Origin of the sequence: Legionella gresilensis, from assembly GCF_900639865.1 — a bacterium.
GTDB classification, from domain to species: domain Bacteria; phylum Pseudomonadota; class Gammaproteobacteria; order Legionellales; family Legionellaceae; genus Legionella_C; species Legionella_C gresilensis.
Map to the genome: position 1 here is coordinate 269,314 of NZ_CAAAHX010000002.1, position 13,931 is coordinate 283,244.

Below are 13,931 nucleotides of genomic sequence, written 5' to 3' on the forward strand. Positions count from 1 at the left end.
GAGTGACTATTTTTAATTTGATACGAATGAGAAAAAACTACGCTATCTATGCACCTTAAAAATCAGCAATTAGCTTTAGGGCTATTTGCTCACTATTAATCTGATAACGTCCAGACGCAATTTCATGCTTAAGGTGCGCAATGCGATTTTGATTAATAGTACTGGCTTGTTGAATTATCTCTTTTAAAAAAGAAAACTGACTTAAAAAGATAGTCCAATCATGGTTACTGTAAGGCAAGAATTGATTTTTCGACAACTTAGAATTGTTTCCATTATTTACAGATTTTACCATAACCATGTCCTCAATCTCATTCACCATTTTTAATCGGCTCCTTATGATAAAATCTTTAGAAATTTCAATTCTTATTTAATCTATAACATAAGTTTTAAATGATGTCACCAGTTGAAATTAAGAATAATAAACATTTTTTTATTCTTAAGAAAATAGCTGTTCACCATAAATTCAGGTAAGCTCTTTTTTTTACTAAAAAGTGTTTGAGATATTGTCTATGAAAAAATGTTTAAAACTAATCTTCCTAAATATCCTATTCATTAAAACTTCATTAGCGGTAACACATCAACCCGAAGTTTTTCTTACTAAAATACGTGGTCAGCAAGATGAAGGCCAACAAATTGTTCAACACTTTTGCGCAAATTGTCATGCAGAAAAACCACTCATTGAACTAGGTGCGCCAAAAATAGGCGTTTTAATGGATTGGGAAATACGAATGAAGCAGGGTTTTACTAAAGTTTTTGCACATACAGCCGAAGGACTTGGTGCTATGCCTGCTCGTGGAGGCTGTTTTGAATGTACAGACAAGCAATTACAACTTGCTATCTTAGCAATGTTGCCTCTTTCTTTGCAAAAAGAGCTCAATAACAGCCTAAAAGAAAATAAATAACTCAATAAGTTAAAAATTTCATTTAAAAAGCTAAACCTATTACAAATTCTCCCGATAAAGAGTAAAAAGGGAGGATACACCAATGAAAAAATATTTCATTTTGGGGCCGTTGTGTGTATTAACAGCCGCTTGTACGTCAATGGATAGATCAGTTGCTATTGTGGACGATGGTGGTTTTACACATTATACAATGCATCATAGTTTTGATTCAAAAGGTAGCAATTATTTTCCAGAAAAAAGACAAGCAACAGGAAAAAGAGTATTTATCTTTGATCCAAAAGCAACGGCTTGGGCTGCGTATGATGAAGCTGGAAACCGGGTTAAAACAGGTAGTGCTTCAGGTGGAAAAGATTTTTGTGAGGACACCGGTAGAGGTTGCCGTACTATTACTGGAAGGTTTAGTGTTTATTCAAAAAAAGGGCCTGACTGTAAATCAAGCCTTTATCCTATAGAAACAGGCGGTGGTGCTTTAATGCCTTATTGTATGCATTTTTCCGGCAGTTATTCTATCCATGGGGCTTATGAAGTACCTAATTATAATGCGAGCCATGGATGTATTCGCGTACTTCCCAGTGCTGCTCAATGGCTAAATCAAAACTTTTTAAATGTTGGGTCAACAGTTATTGTTAATTCTTATTAATTTTTTTATTAAGCAGTAAAAATATAAAAGGTTTATTAACTTTAGTGAGGGGAGAACCACCACTTAAAATAAAATAATAAAAATGAATGTTAGCAGTTTTCCCCAATATTTTAGAAAGTAGAGTCAGTTAAGACGTCATTTTAAATAGTCTTTTAATAATGCATTGACCTCAGTAGGATTTACTTTTCCTTTCGTTTGCTTCATCACTTGCCCAACAAAAAAAGCTAAAAGTTTTTCTTTACCTGCTCGATATTCTTGTGCTTGAAGAGGATATTTTGCTACCAATTCTTTAATTAAAGAAATAAGAGTATCTCCCGCAGTTATCTGTAAGTAACCCTCTTGCTTTATAATCTGCTCAATATTTTTTTCTCCTGATAAAAGTTTGCTAAAAATTTGTTTAGCAATAGCATGCGAAATAGTTTTTGTGTCCACTAATTTTAGTAAATCAGCTAAGGTTTGTGCAGAAACAGGAGGATTTTCATACGTTGCATTTATTTCATTTAACGCTGCTGTATAGGTTGTTTTTAACCAATTAACGATTAATTTATTATCAACTTTTCCTTGGTCACGTACAGAAGAGAAAAATTTAAAAATGGTAGGATCTGATAATAAAAATCCTAGATCATCTGTAGAGAAAATACCTTCAGCAATTAATGATTTTTTTATTTCTTCTGGCAGAGGTAATAAATGATTTTGTATTTCTTCAATATTGCTTGTGTTGATTACTATAGGAAGTAAATCTGGATCAGGAAAATAACGATAATCAAGCTCATTTTCCTTACTGCGTAAAACTTGGGTAGTTTCTGTAATAGGACAAAATGAGCGGGTCACTTGTTGAACAGCTTGTCCGGATTCTAATAGCTCTCGTTGCCTGAGTTGCTCAAACGCAATGGCTTTTTCAATAAAGCGAAAGGAATTTAAATTTTTTAATTCAGTCCTTGTCCCTAACTTACTTGAACCAGTTGGCTTTAAGGAAATATTAACATCGCAACGAAATGAGCCTTCTTGCATATTGCCATCACAAATATCGAGGAAGCGAACTAATTGATGTAATGTTTTTAAGTAACAAATAGCTTCATCAGCTGAACTAATACAAGGAGCAGTTACAATTTCAAGCAATGGTATACCAGCTCGATTTAAGTCAATACCTGTATGATTTGGTTGCATTTCATGCATGAGTTTACCGGCATCTTCTTCTAAATGAGCTCTAACAATATCAATTTTTTTATAATAATTAGAATTAAGCTCGATAGTTAAATGACCATTACTAAGAAGAGGTTGTTGAAATTGGCTAATTTGATAACCCTTAGGCAAATCTGGGTAAAAATAATTTTTACGTTCAAAATAAGATAAAGGATTTATTTTAGCATTAATGGCAAGGCCAAATTGAATGGCCATACGTACAGCTTGTTTATTTAGAACAGGTAATATCCCAGGTAGCCCTGCATCGATAAATGAAGCTTGTGAATTAGGCGGGCTACCAAATTTAGTAGGGCTTCCAGAAAATAATTTTGATTTTGTTTTAAGTTGTATATGTACTTCAAGGCCAATGACCGTATCCCATGCCATCATTTTATATCTCACTTGGTTTAGATAAATGCCAATTAGTCATCTGTTGATATTGATAAGCTACATTAAGTAATAGGGATTCCTTAAAATGGTTTCCTATTAACTGCATTCCAATAGGTAATTTATTATTAAAACCTGCTGGAATAGATATAGCAGGCAAACCAGCTAAGTTAGCAGCAACGGTAAAAACATCAGCTAAATAGTTTTGTATAGGATCAGTCACTTCGCCTAATTGAAAAGCGCAAGTAGGGGTAGTAGGCCCTAAAATCAAATCTACTTGTGACAATGAAGTTAATAACTCTTGTTGAATAAGCTGTCTTATCTTAAGTGCTTGTAAATAGTAAGCATCAAAATAACCAGAAGAAAGCACATAAGTACCTGTTAAAATTCGTCGCTTCACTTCAGCACCAAAACCTTCGCTGCGTGAATACGTAATTAATTCCTGTAGTGTCGTAGCCCGCTTGCTTTGATGTCCAAAACGAATACCATCATAGCGTGATAAATTAGAAGAAGCCTCAGCACAAGCGATAACATAATAACAAGCAACCCAAAGCGGCTGTAACGATAATTGTAGAGGAACGATAATTGCACCTTGCTGCTCAAACAACATTACCGCTTTCTCAATTGCTTCTCGAATAGAACGATCAATCCCTTTTTGCAAGAAACTAGTAGGCAATCCAATTTTTAAGCCTTTTATAGACTGGTTCAATTTGGTTAAATAATTAACCTTCGGCTTATTAATAGAAGTTGAATCTTTGCTATCAAAACCAGTCATAATTTCGAGAATTAACGCTAAATCTTCAGCTGAGCGTGCCATTGGGCCTGCTTGGTCTAAACTGGAAGCAAATGCAACCATACCAAACCTAGATGCTAAGCCATACGTTGGTTTGATACCGGAAATACCACAAAAAGCGGCAGGCTGCCTAATTGAGCCACCTGTATCTGAACCTGTCGCAAAAGGAATTAAACCAGCTGCTACAGCTGCGGCGGAGCCACCGGAAGACCCGCCTGGGACACGTTTGACATCCCATGGATTTTTAACAGGGCCGAAGTAACTGTTTTCATTACTAGAACCCATAGCAAATTCATCCATATTCGTTTTACCAAGCGTAATGGCTCCTTCATCTGCTATCCGATTAACAATGGTTGCTTGATACGGGGCTTGAAAATTAGCAAGCATTTTGGAGCCACACGTTGTTGGTAAGCGAGTAGTACAAAAAATATCTTTATGAGCAATCGGAATGCCTGTAAGTTTTTTGGCTTCATTGGTACCAAGTAATTGATCAGCTTTCTTGGCTTGATTTAAAGCATATTCTTCATCTAAAGAAATAAAAGTATTTAAATTTTTATGAGCTTGAATTCGTTTAATATAGTAGTTCGTTAATTCAGTACTTGAAAATTCTCTATTCTTTAAAGCTGCTATAATGGCAGACAGCGAATCTAACATATTATTGCCCTGCATCAATAAATTTAGGCACTAAATAGCACTCTTTATCAAAATTAGGTGCAATACTTGCTAATTCCTTGCTACAATTTTCCTCTGTGATTTCATCTTCACGTAAGGATTGATTTAAGTTTAAAGGGTGAAAGAGAGGGGTTACTTCCTTGGTGTTGATACTCTGTAGCTGTTGCACAAAATCAATAATGGCATTGACTTCTAAAGCAAGTTTTTCTATTTCTTGGGTTTCTGCTTCAAGATAAGCTAAGCGAGCAACGTTATTTAAATCATCAACATCAACAGTCATGAGGTCTCCTGGTAAAAGCAGAAAGTATACCTTAAAATTTAGAGGTATCCTTTCTAATTAAGTTAATCTATATATAGATTAAAGCTCTAACGCTTATTTTAAGAGGTATATTATAGTGTTAGTACAAAATAAAACGCTAGGTGGTGTGCATGTCGAATACGAACAGCAGCCATTAACATATGATAATGCCATAGAGCCGTTGTTAGAAAAATTAGATTCGCAGCGTGGTGCGTTATTTGCTTCAAGTTTTGAATATCCGGGGCGCTATACCTGTTGGGATATCGGTTTTGTTAATCCGCCCTTAGCGCTTATATTAAGTGGGCAAGAAATTTATTTTCAAGCGTTAAATCAACGTGGTGAAGAATTATTAGTAATTATTCATACTCACCTCCAATCTTCAGATTCGATTGTAATTGAATCTTATTCAAAATCAACTTGTTATCTAAAAGTTAAGCACCAAAATAGGATTTTTAGTGAAGAAGAACGTAGTCTACAACCTTCAGTATTTACCTTAATTCGTGAATTAATAGCATTTTTTAAATTACCAGACGAACCTTATTTAGGCTTATATGGTGCATTCGGCTATGACTTAATTTTTCAATTTGAGGCATTGGAAAAGCAAAAGGAAAGGGAGCTTAATCAGCGTGATATGGTTCTTTATTTACCTGATGAGATTTACGTTGTTAACCATCGTAAGGAAGAAGCTTTTGTTCGCCGTTACGATTTTCAATTTCAAGGGCGTTCAACTCAATCTTTGACTCGTGATGGGCAATACAAATTGTATGAACCTAAATTCAAGCCTACCATAGTGGGCGATCATAAACCGGGTGAATATGCACAAACTGTTGAAATAGCTAAACAACGGTTTGCTTGTGGTGATCTTTTTGAAGTCGTTCCAAGCCAGATCTTTTATGCACCCTGTCATGATAGACCGTCTGCCGTTTTTAGTCGCATACGCGCTAATAACCCTTCACCTTATGGTTTTCTTATTAATTTAGGTGATGATGAATACCTTGTGGGTGCTTCACCAGAGATGTATGTAAGGGTAACAGGACGTCGCATAGAAACTTGCCCAATTTCAGGTACGATAAGACGAGGGGCAGATGCTATTGAAGATGCTAAAAATATCCAAGAGCTTTTAGAATCAGAAAAGGAATGTTCTGAATTAACTATGTGTACAGATGTTGATCGCAATGATAAGTCAAGGATTTGTGAAGCCGGAAGCGTTAAGGTCTTAGGTCGGCGACAAATTGAGATGTACTCCCGCTTAATTCATACTGTTGATCATGTTGAAGGGATCTTGCGTGAAAAATTTGATGCAGTCGATGCTTTTTTAACTCACATGTGGGTTGTGACAGTCACGGGCGCACCTAAATTGTGGGCAATGAATTTTATTGAAAAGCATGAAAAGTCACCGCGTCGCTGGTATGCTGGTGCTGTAGGCTGGTTTGGTTTTGATGGTAATTTAAATACTGGTTTAACTTTAAGAACATTACGAATTAAAGAAGGGATAGCTGAAATTCGAGTTGGCGCTACCCTTTTATACGATTCTATTCCGGAAGCTGAAGAGGAAGAAACTCGCCTTAAAGCTTCTGCTTTTCTGGATTTATTGCGTAACAAGCAGAAAAAAGAAATAGATACTGTTAATGACAAGCCTGGTATAGGTAAAAAAGTATTACTCATTGATCATCAGGATTCATTTGTTCATACTTTAGGAAATTATTTAAGACAAACTGGCGCGGAAGTTCAAACTATTCGTAGTAATTACGCTATTTCTTATTTAAAAGAAAATGATTATGATTTGGTTGTTCTTTCGCCCGGCCCTGGAAAGCCCGCTGATTTTAATCTAATGGATACTATTGCAGCGGTTATTGAGTTAAATAAACCTTTATTTGGGGTATGCTTAGGGCTACAAGGTATTGTTGAATATTTTGGTGGAGAGCTTGATATTTTACCTTATCCTGTGCATGGTAAGCCTTCCGAAATCATTGTAACAGAGCAAAAAGGTTTACTATCAGGGTTAAATCCTTCTTTTACGGCAGGGCGTTATCATTCTCTCTACGCGCGTAAAGAAAATTTGCCCAAAGAATTAAACGTAATTGCATATAGTGAAGATGGTATAATTATGGGCGTATCTCATAAAAATCTGCCTATTTATGCAGTGCAGTTTCATCCAGAAACAATTTTGTCATTATCGAAACAAGCTGGGATGCGAATAATTAATAATTTAATGAAGATGATAAAAAATGAATAATAGAATCTTGCCTGCTTATGCTATTTCAATTCTTTTAGGAATTTTAGTTGGTATTATAGGCGCTCTATTTCAAATAGTAATTGCTCATACCAATAATTCTATTATTAATATCATTCATTTTGCTGAACGCCTACATTTATCACCTCAATTAGTGTCAGCATTTATATCAATGGTACTCGTATTATTCGCGTTATTTTTAGTTAAACGTTTTGCGCCAGAAGCATCGGGTAGCGGTATTCAGGAAATAGAAGGGGCATTGGTGCATGAAAGGCCCATTTATTGGCGGCGATTAATACCTGTAAAATTTATTGGTGGCGTTATGGCAATTAGTTCTAAATTACTAGTAGGACGTGAAGGTCCAACGATTCAAATGGGCGGTAATTTAGGTGATATGTTAGGTGAGGTACTCCATGTTCCACAAGACAGAAGGGATACTTTAGTTGCTGCAGGCTCGGCGGCAGGCTTAGCAACAGCATTTAATGCGCCATTGGCAGGGGTATTGTTTGTTATTGAGGAAATGCGGAATCAATTCAATTTTAGTTTTACAAATTTTAAAATGGTAGCGATTTGTTGTATTGCTGCAACTATTACATTGCGTTTAATCCTTGGCTCTGCACCTGCAATTCCTATGAGTGTGTTTGCAACACCGAGTTTATCTTCCTTAGTTTTATTTTTTATATTGGGAATTGTAATTGGGTTAGTTGGTTTTTTATTTAATATTGTTTTAATGTCTAGCTTAAGTTTGATCGATCAATTATCAACTTCTTTTCATTATATTTTTACAGCGATATTTGGTGCAGTGGTTGGCTTGTTAGCCTATTATTATGCACCTCTGGTTGGTGGTGGCTATGAAATTATTGAAAAATCCCTACATTTGTTTCCTAGCCTTTATGTTTTAATTGGTTTAATTATCTGGCGTTTTATAGGTACGATGTTTTCTTATGCAACAGGTGTTCCGGGTGGGGTTTTTGCGCCTCTATTGGCATTAGGCACTATAATAGGTTTAGCTTGTTTTCAAATTTTAGATCATTTAATGTTGGCAACAAGTGTTCATCCAGGCATGTTTGCGGTAGCAGGGATGGGGGCACTTTTTTCTGCTGCCGTAAGAGCGCCTATAACGGGTATTGTTCTAATTGTAGAAATGACACAGAATTACTCTTTAATTTTGCCTTTGATGGTTACCTGCCTTACATCAACAACAATTGTCCAATTAGCCAATAACCCACCCATTTATACTCAACTTTTAGAAAGAACATTAAAGAAACAACGAAAGGCGGCAACTAATTCTGGCGAAATTCCACCGAAGCTCGAATAAAAGCTAATTGGTTATAAAATAATATATGAATTTGTCAAGTAATTGGAATTATTAAAATAGAAGGGATTTATGACACTAAAATTTATTATCAGAAACGTAACTAATTTAGAAATAGAATTTTTTGGTGATGATAACGAGCTTAATCAAATAAAAGATATTTTATCTAGCACTTGTCTAATCAAAGAAGGACGAACTATTGATTGGGAAGGTGATCGAAAAGATTATCCTTCTTTTGCCATAGGTCTTTGTGATTTATACCTTAAAATTCAAGATAAAAGTGTTTCTCAAGTCATTTTAAAATTTATAGATGATAATAAAATAAATATCTCATTTCTTAGCCGTTATTTACTGCAATATTGGGATTATGAAGTATCAATGATTACGCATGGGAAAAGTAAGCATAAAGTATTTAATCCTAATACGCCTTATCATCTTTCCTCACCTATTTTATTAGATGCAATATTGAGTGAATGTGAAAAGAAAAATTACATACCTGGGTTTGAGCGGTTATTTCAGTTTTTAGAGCAGTCTAAGCAAATGGAAAGTAATTATCTAAATCCATATTTACACTTTTGTAAACCTTTTAAATTTAATGTAAAAGAAGTAAATAAATTTATTAGTAAAAAGGAAAATAATTTATTTATTGCAAAGGAAAGTAGAGTACAGGGAAAATATCAACTATTAATGTTTGATAAAAAGCTTGTAAAAGTTGATACAGAGTATATGCCTCAAGAACAAAATAATCGTTTAATATAACAATGCGTTATTAAGTTAGTTCTAATTAATATCTATTTACTTAAGTTATAGCTCTTATGGTCTGATAGTAAGCAAACAGGCTAAAGATAACTAAGATAAAATCCGATTTTTAATATTTCCTTAAGTAGAATCAAGTAAAATTATAATCGTCAATTAACTGTTTATTTGTATGGTATTTTCTTTATGTATAGTAAAAAAGAAACCCAAGCAGCGATTAAAATACAATCATTCTTTAGAAAAGGTTTAGCCAAGAAAGCCTACAATATTAAGCAAATCCCTAAGCAAGATTTAGAGGATTATAAAGTTATGATCAAAGGCAATGATCCTATTATAGATAAATTACCCCAACATGAGGCGAATGAAGATGTTGCCTTAATTGCAGTTTCTGGTATGCGTTCTTTAGAGATAGCTTGTCAATTGAGTAAAGGTAAGCCGAAATTAATTATTATTGATAATAGCAGACAGGTTGTGGAATTTTGGCGTAAAGCGCGAGCAGTAATGAGCCAATCTTATAATGAAACGGATTTTCTTAATGAGCTAAAAGATTATGTCGTCGGTACACGTTGTAATAGACCTCGTTTTACGGATAATGAATTTGAATACCTAGAAAAAATATTTCATACCTTTGAATTTACCCGGATCAAACAAATTATTAGTAATGTAACAGTGCTTGGACAGTCTTGGGCTGATGAGCAGGTCATGTTTAAAGTTAAAAATATTTTAGATTATCACGGCATAAGAAATATTTACGCTTATCCTTCAAATCTTATTGCCTATTTAGATGGAGATAGAGAAGGAGATAAAATTTTGCAAAATATTGCCTTGGTTAATCCTATTATGGCTATTCATACTGATTTTGTTAAAGACAAGCCAAACGCTTATTTCCTTATCACAGATCATACACCATATAAGGTTAAGCAAGTCTTACTTTCTAGTAAAAATAATAATACATTTCAGCCATCCGTTTAGCTTAAAGTGACGATATTTCATAATATAATTTATTTAAATTCAGTCGCCTAGGTCCATTGGGCGTGTTTAACGCATCAGAATTAGCCTTTTAATTGCGTCTTTTAATGAGATGGATATTTTTGAGTCATAGCATATTGTCGATAGAATAGAAAGTTACATAGTTTGCAATTACTTAGTCTATTTATAGAGCCCCTTAATAGTTTATTAATAATAATTTGATATATTTAATTAACAAATCGTAAATCTTTTGATCTAACAGAATTATGTGAAGCAAAAAATGTAAATTATTGAGCATTATAAGAGGTTAATCATGCCAAACGTTATTAAAATAATCTATGGGGTAAATCCAAAAACACAAACATTAATAATAAAGGGTGTACATAATCAATTTGAAATGAACCAAAGCAAAATACGGTTTGCTCTTGGTGGAAAGAATAGTCATTATTCTGAATTTACAATTGAATTAGATAGCGCAATGGATATGGGCACAAGGAAAGAAATAGTTTATAGAGAATTAAAAGACAAATTTCAGGAAATATCTAAGGAAATAGCAGATGATCAAAATTATCCAGAAATAAAGGAAATTCAATATCAAGGCGATGTTAACTTAGGATTTGATGGCTCACATTTCCCTGAATGTCTCTTAGATAGTACTATCCACGAAGTTTTTAAGCAAAACAAATTTTATAATAGAACTCAAATCAATGTAACTCTTGAAAGTGCTACAGATGCAGTAGTTTTAGATGCTAAAGATGAAATTCAAAAATATGCAAAACATCATGAGGTGACTTATCCAGGATCGCCTGTAATGCTTAAATCAAAAGGACGGGGACTTAGTTTTACAACGGATGAGATAGTAAAGAATTTAGCTGAAAGTGACGGCTCTGCAACAAAGGATTCAGTTGAAAGTGACAGCTCTGAAACAAAGAACTTAAATGAAGGTCCTCAAAAAACATCAACAAATCGATATGCCTTTTCGGCGCCTAGTGCTTCTACCGGTATTGATGCACTTGCGGAAGATATGAGTAAAGCATCTATGGCAGATGGCGCATCGCCAAATTAACTATGGTCAATTGCTCTGATGAGAAGGTTTTAACTTTAGATTAAATATAGTTAATTTGTTAAATCCTGTTTTAATAGGTTTTCAATCCCTAAATCCTTTTTATAAGATTGATCCTATTTTCGACTTTGTCTCATTATTGACTGTCTGGAAAGAGGTTTAATGATGTATCATGGTTTTTATCAATTTTTATAAGTGTCGAAAGAAAGTCGATCAAGAGGTGCTTTAGATTGAAAAAACTGAAAAGGAATCTTATCTAGATTGTTGCTAAAAAAAATTCAATATTCTTAAAAAATACTTCGGGGGCATCTAGCTCCATAGAATGATCTGCGTTTTTCAAAATAATAAGCTTACTATTAGGAATTTTATTTGCCATAACAATAGAATGTTTTTTATTGGTAATCCAATCTTCTTCGCCTACTAAAATAAGAGTAGGGCAGGCTACTTCTGATAAACGATCTTCATAATTAAAAGTACGTAAAAAACCACGAAAACCTTGATTCAGAGGTTCATGTGCGAAAGGGTAATCAGCATGAGAAGATTGGGCTGGAAGATTATGTCTTTTCTTCCATGAGTATACTGTATCCATTTTATCAAAGTAATCATTAACCTCTTCATTACTGGTGAAAGTACCTGACCATAATTTTTCACAAATTAATTGCTGCTCTTTAGAGCCAAAAGTTTTAATATACGCCTCTGCATCATCAAGATTTTTATAGCTTGGAGAGCCTGCTGCTAAGATAAGTTTTGCAATATATTGAGAATTTTCCAATGCGTAACCTAGCGCACACATCGCACCATACGACTTACCTAAAAGAATAATTTGTTCCAAATTAAGTTGTTTGCGAATCTCTTCTAAATCTTTTATATAATTATCCATACTATAAGTTGTGGGTATATCCTTATCACTCAATCCACATCCTCGTGGGTCAAAAAAAACGACATTACCTATACTATTTAAACATTCATAAGCTTTATAATGAGAATGGTTAGCGCCAGGGCCACCAGGTAACATAAAAATGTAAGGCTTAGAATTAAAACTATCTTTATTTTCAGCAACGATACGTACATAGAGCTTCGCTTCTGGAGCGTTTTCTCGGATTGGCATTAAAAGATACAATTCTTTAATCCACACACCTTATTCCTTGCTTATAATAAGATTACCTAATTACCAGGGATGAAACTTCAAATTTAATCATTATAAATTCAACTGATAATTATAATTATGTCTCATTCTTAAATTAATAACTATGCAAGTTAATAATAAAAAGAAGCTTCATAGAGTGGCTCATGGATTCATGAGGTTTTATTTTATTTAACATAGCCATTTTTAAAGTACTTATTTTCTGTTACTTAAGATTATTAATATGGTAAGTTAGATTGAAAATCTCACTCAATTTTTTACCTTGCTGGTAATTCAAGTGCATAAAGCTCTTTCTTTTTAATTTCTGTGGCAATGGGGAGCAGTTCAGAAAATTCATTTCCACTTATTGCAATTAATCCGCCATCAACACCAAAAATAATATCCTCTGGAACAATAGGAATATTGTCAAAAATAATAGGTCAATTCAGTTTGCCTAGCTCATTTTTTGTACTAGCTGCTGGATAAATCCCTTTAGCGTAAAATGGAATAGAGAGATTACGAATTGCATTGATATCTTGGCAATAACCATTTATTAAAATACTGGCAATGCTTTTTTTTGTGCTGCTGTCGAAAATATTTCTCCAGTTAAAGCCCGCTTAGTTTCTAATGTAATAACCAACACATCTCCACTAGCTAGTTCTATAGCTTGCATGACGGGTATTAGATCGCCATCCGATATTACGGTAAATACTCTTCCGGCCTATGCAAAAGAACCAGAAAACCTATGAATATTATTATCAAAAATACGAATAAAGGAGAACGCATCACAAAAGTGCGTAGTACTTAAGGAAGCTAATTTATCAGTTAATTCAGATGAATTCATCTTTACCTATCTAAAAATAAGTCATAAGGGTAGCTAAATTTATGCTGTTAGATTAGAGAAGTAAATAGATAGAATTCATGAGGTTGGTTGCACACTTTTTGCTACAGTAATATGAAAAGTTATTTTATAACCCTTAAAATTAAGATAATCAGGCAATTTATATTGTCGTCGTAATTGTAATAAGCTAGTTGATTCGATTAACAAAACATAATAAATTTTATGTTCAAATTGAGCGCTAACAAAATTTTGTATATTAAAATGATAGCGATTTCCTAATTCATTAATAATTGAAGACTCATATTCTTCTGGATATATTATACTTATATGCGCACCTATTCCGCCTGAATTAAAGTAATTAGGTTCTGTAATAAAAGGGATATCTAATAAAGGATAAAGCCGATAAATATAATCATTATCAATATTTAAATAAACCAGCTTATTAGTAGACATAGCAAGTGTACCTTGTAAAGGTAACTCAGCTGCGATCTCCATAAGCTTAGGAATTTTAAGCGGCGTAATAAGGGGCATTTTCATTTTATATAAAATATAAAATTAATGAGTTAAAGAATATTAAACAAAAACAGATTTAAAAGGTAACTGTAATTACAAAATGTTTCTGTTAGCAAGAAAGAAAGGCTAAGTAAATTACACTATTTATATAAATTGGACTTTTTGCTTATAATTTATTTTTTAAAATAGCTGTTTTCTTAAATCACTTATCAAGCATCTCGCAAAAGCCCTCTAGTACGGTATA

At 33.7% G+C, this 13,931-nt stretch carries 15 protein-coding genes; 7 read left to right on the top strand and 8 right to left on the bottom strand.

Features of this window, described 5'->3' with window-relative positions:
* Positions 1 to 55: 55 nt before the first annotated feature.
* Positions 56 to 319, bottom strand: coding sequence for a flagellar biosynthesis anti-sigma factor FlgM (locus tag E1P04_RS03020; protein WP_131781442.1), 264 nt, complete (start codon positions 317 to 319; stop codon positions 56 to 58).
* Between the two features lie 190 nt (positions 320 to 509).
* Between E1P04_RS03020 and E1P04_RS03025 the strand changes: the two genes are divergently transcribed.
* Both E1P04_RS03025 and E1P04_RS03030 read left to right on the top strand, forming a co-directional pair.
* Positions 510 to 902 carry a c-type cytochrome gene (locus E1P04_RS03025; protein ID WP_131781443.1) on the top strand — a complete coding sequence of 131 codons (393 nt, stop codon included), beginning with the start codon at positions 510 to 512 and terminating at the stop codon, positions 900 to 902.
* A gap of 82 nt (positions 903 to 984) precedes the next feature.
* Positions 985 to 1,542, top strand: a complete 558-nt coding sequence (locus E1P04_RS03030; RefSeq protein ID WP_131781444.1) for a L,D-transpeptidase — start codon at positions 985 to 987, stop codon at positions 1,540 to 1,542.
* A gap of 135 nt (positions 1,543 to 1,677) precedes the next feature.
* Here E1P04_RS03030 and gatB read toward each other — a convergent pair whose 3' ends face one another.
* Genes gatB through gatC form a run of 3 tightly spaced genes read right to left on the bottom strand, consistent with a single transcriptional unit; the run spans position 1,678 to position 4,856 of the window.
* A complete protein-coding gene (gatB, locus tag E1P04_RS03035) occupies positions 1,678 to 3,111 on the bottom strand; it encodes an Asp-tRNA(Asn)/Glu-tRNA(Gln) amidotransferase subunit GatB (protein WP_131781560.1) in 1,434 nt (477 codons plus the stop codon).
* 4 nt (positions 3,112 to 3,115) lie between these two features.
* Positions 3,116 to 4,558 (bottom strand): Asp-tRNA(Asn)/Glu-tRNA(Gln) amidotransferase subunit GatA, encoded by a 1,443-nt coding sequence (gene gatA / locus E1P04_RS03040; RefSeq protein ID WP_131781445.1) that lies wholly within the window; start codon positions 4,556 to 4,558, stop codon positions 3,116 to 3,118.
* Position 4,559: 1 nt separating this feature from the next.
* Positions 4,560 to 4,856: an Asp-tRNA(Asn)/Glu-tRNA(Gln) amidotransferase subunit GatC gene (gene gatC, locus E1P04_RS03045; RefSeq protein WP_131781446.1), complete on the bottom strand. Its 297-nt coding sequence runs from the start codon at positions 4,854 to 4,856 to the stop codon at positions 4,560 to 4,562.
* Between the two features lie 115 nt (positions 4,857 to 4,971).
* Between gatC and E1P04_RS03050 the strand changes: the two genes are divergently transcribed.
* The 5 genes from E1P04_RS03050 to E1P04_RS03070 all read left to right on the top strand — a co-directional run bounded on the left by E1P04_RS03050 (position 4,972) and on the right by E1P04_RS03070 (position 11,213).
* Complete coding sequence (locus E1P04_RS03050; protein WP_131781447.1) at positions 4,972 to 7,110, top strand: anthranilate synthase component I; 2,139 nt, start codon at positions 4,972 to 4,974, stop codon at positions 7,108 to 7,110.
* Complete coding sequence (clcA, locus tag E1P04_RS03055; RefSeq protein ID WP_131781448.1) at positions 7,103 to 8,425, top strand: H(+)/Cl(-) exchange transporter ClcA; 1,323 nt, start codon at positions 7,103 to 7,105, stop codon at positions 8,423 to 8,425. Before E1P04_RS03050 ends, clcA begins: the two co-directional genes overlap by 8 nt.
* Before the next feature lie 69 nt (positions 8,426 to 8,494).
* Entirely contained in the window at positions 8,495 to 9,181 is a 687-nt protein-coding gene (locus tag E1P04_RS03060) for a hypothetical protein (protein WP_131781449.1), read from the top strand.
* Positions 9,182 to 9,364: 183 nt separating this feature from the next.
* Positions 9,365 to 10,150: a hypothetical protein gene (locus E1P04_RS03065; protein ID WP_131781450.1), complete on the top strand. Its 786-nt coding sequence runs from the start codon at positions 9,365 to 9,367 to the stop codon at positions 10,148 to 10,150.
* A gap of 310 nt (positions 10,151 to 10,460) precedes the next feature.
* Positions 10,461 to 11,213 carry a hypothetical protein gene (locus tag E1P04_RS03070; protein ID WP_131781451.1) on the top strand — a complete coding sequence of 251 codons (753 nt, stop codon included), beginning with the start codon at positions 10,461 to 10,463 and terminating at the stop codon, positions 11,211 to 11,213.
* A gap of 253 nt (positions 11,214 to 11,466) precedes the next feature.
* On the opposite strand, the gene E1P04_RS03075 is transcribed toward E1P04_RS03070, so the two are convergent.
* The 4 genes from E1P04_RS03075 to E1P04_RS03085 all read right to left on the bottom strand — a co-directional run bounded on the left by E1P04_RS03075 (position 11,467) and on the right by E1P04_RS03085 (position 13,711).
* A complete protein-coding gene (locus E1P04_RS03075) occupies positions 11,467 to 12,345 on the bottom strand; it encodes an alpha/beta fold hydrolase (RefSeq protein ID WP_131781452.1) in 879 nt (292 codons plus the stop codon).
* A gap of 428 nt (positions 12,346 to 12,773) precedes the next feature.
* The gene (locus E1P04_RS18340; protein WP_131781561.1) at positions 12,774 to 12,929 is read right to left on the bottom strand and encodes an RraA family protein; all 156 of its coding nucleotides are present in this window, start codon (positions 12,927 to 12,929) and stop codon (positions 12,774 to 12,776) included.
* 125 nt (positions 12,930 to 13,054) lie between these two features.
* Positions 13,055 to 13,177, bottom strand: coding sequence for a hypothetical protein (locus tag E1P04_RS18205; RefSeq protein ID WP_282433091.1), 123 nt, complete (start codon positions 13,175 to 13,177; stop codon positions 13,055 to 13,057).
* Between the two features lie 75 nt (positions 13,178 to 13,252).
* The gene (locus tag E1P04_RS03085; RefSeq protein ID WP_131781453.1) at positions 13,253 to 13,711 is read right to left on the bottom strand and encodes a hypothetical protein; all 459 of its coding nucleotides are present in this window, start codon (positions 13,709 to 13,711) and stop codon (positions 13,253 to 13,255) included.
* Between the last annotated feature and the right edge of the window lie 220 nt (positions 13,712 to 13,931).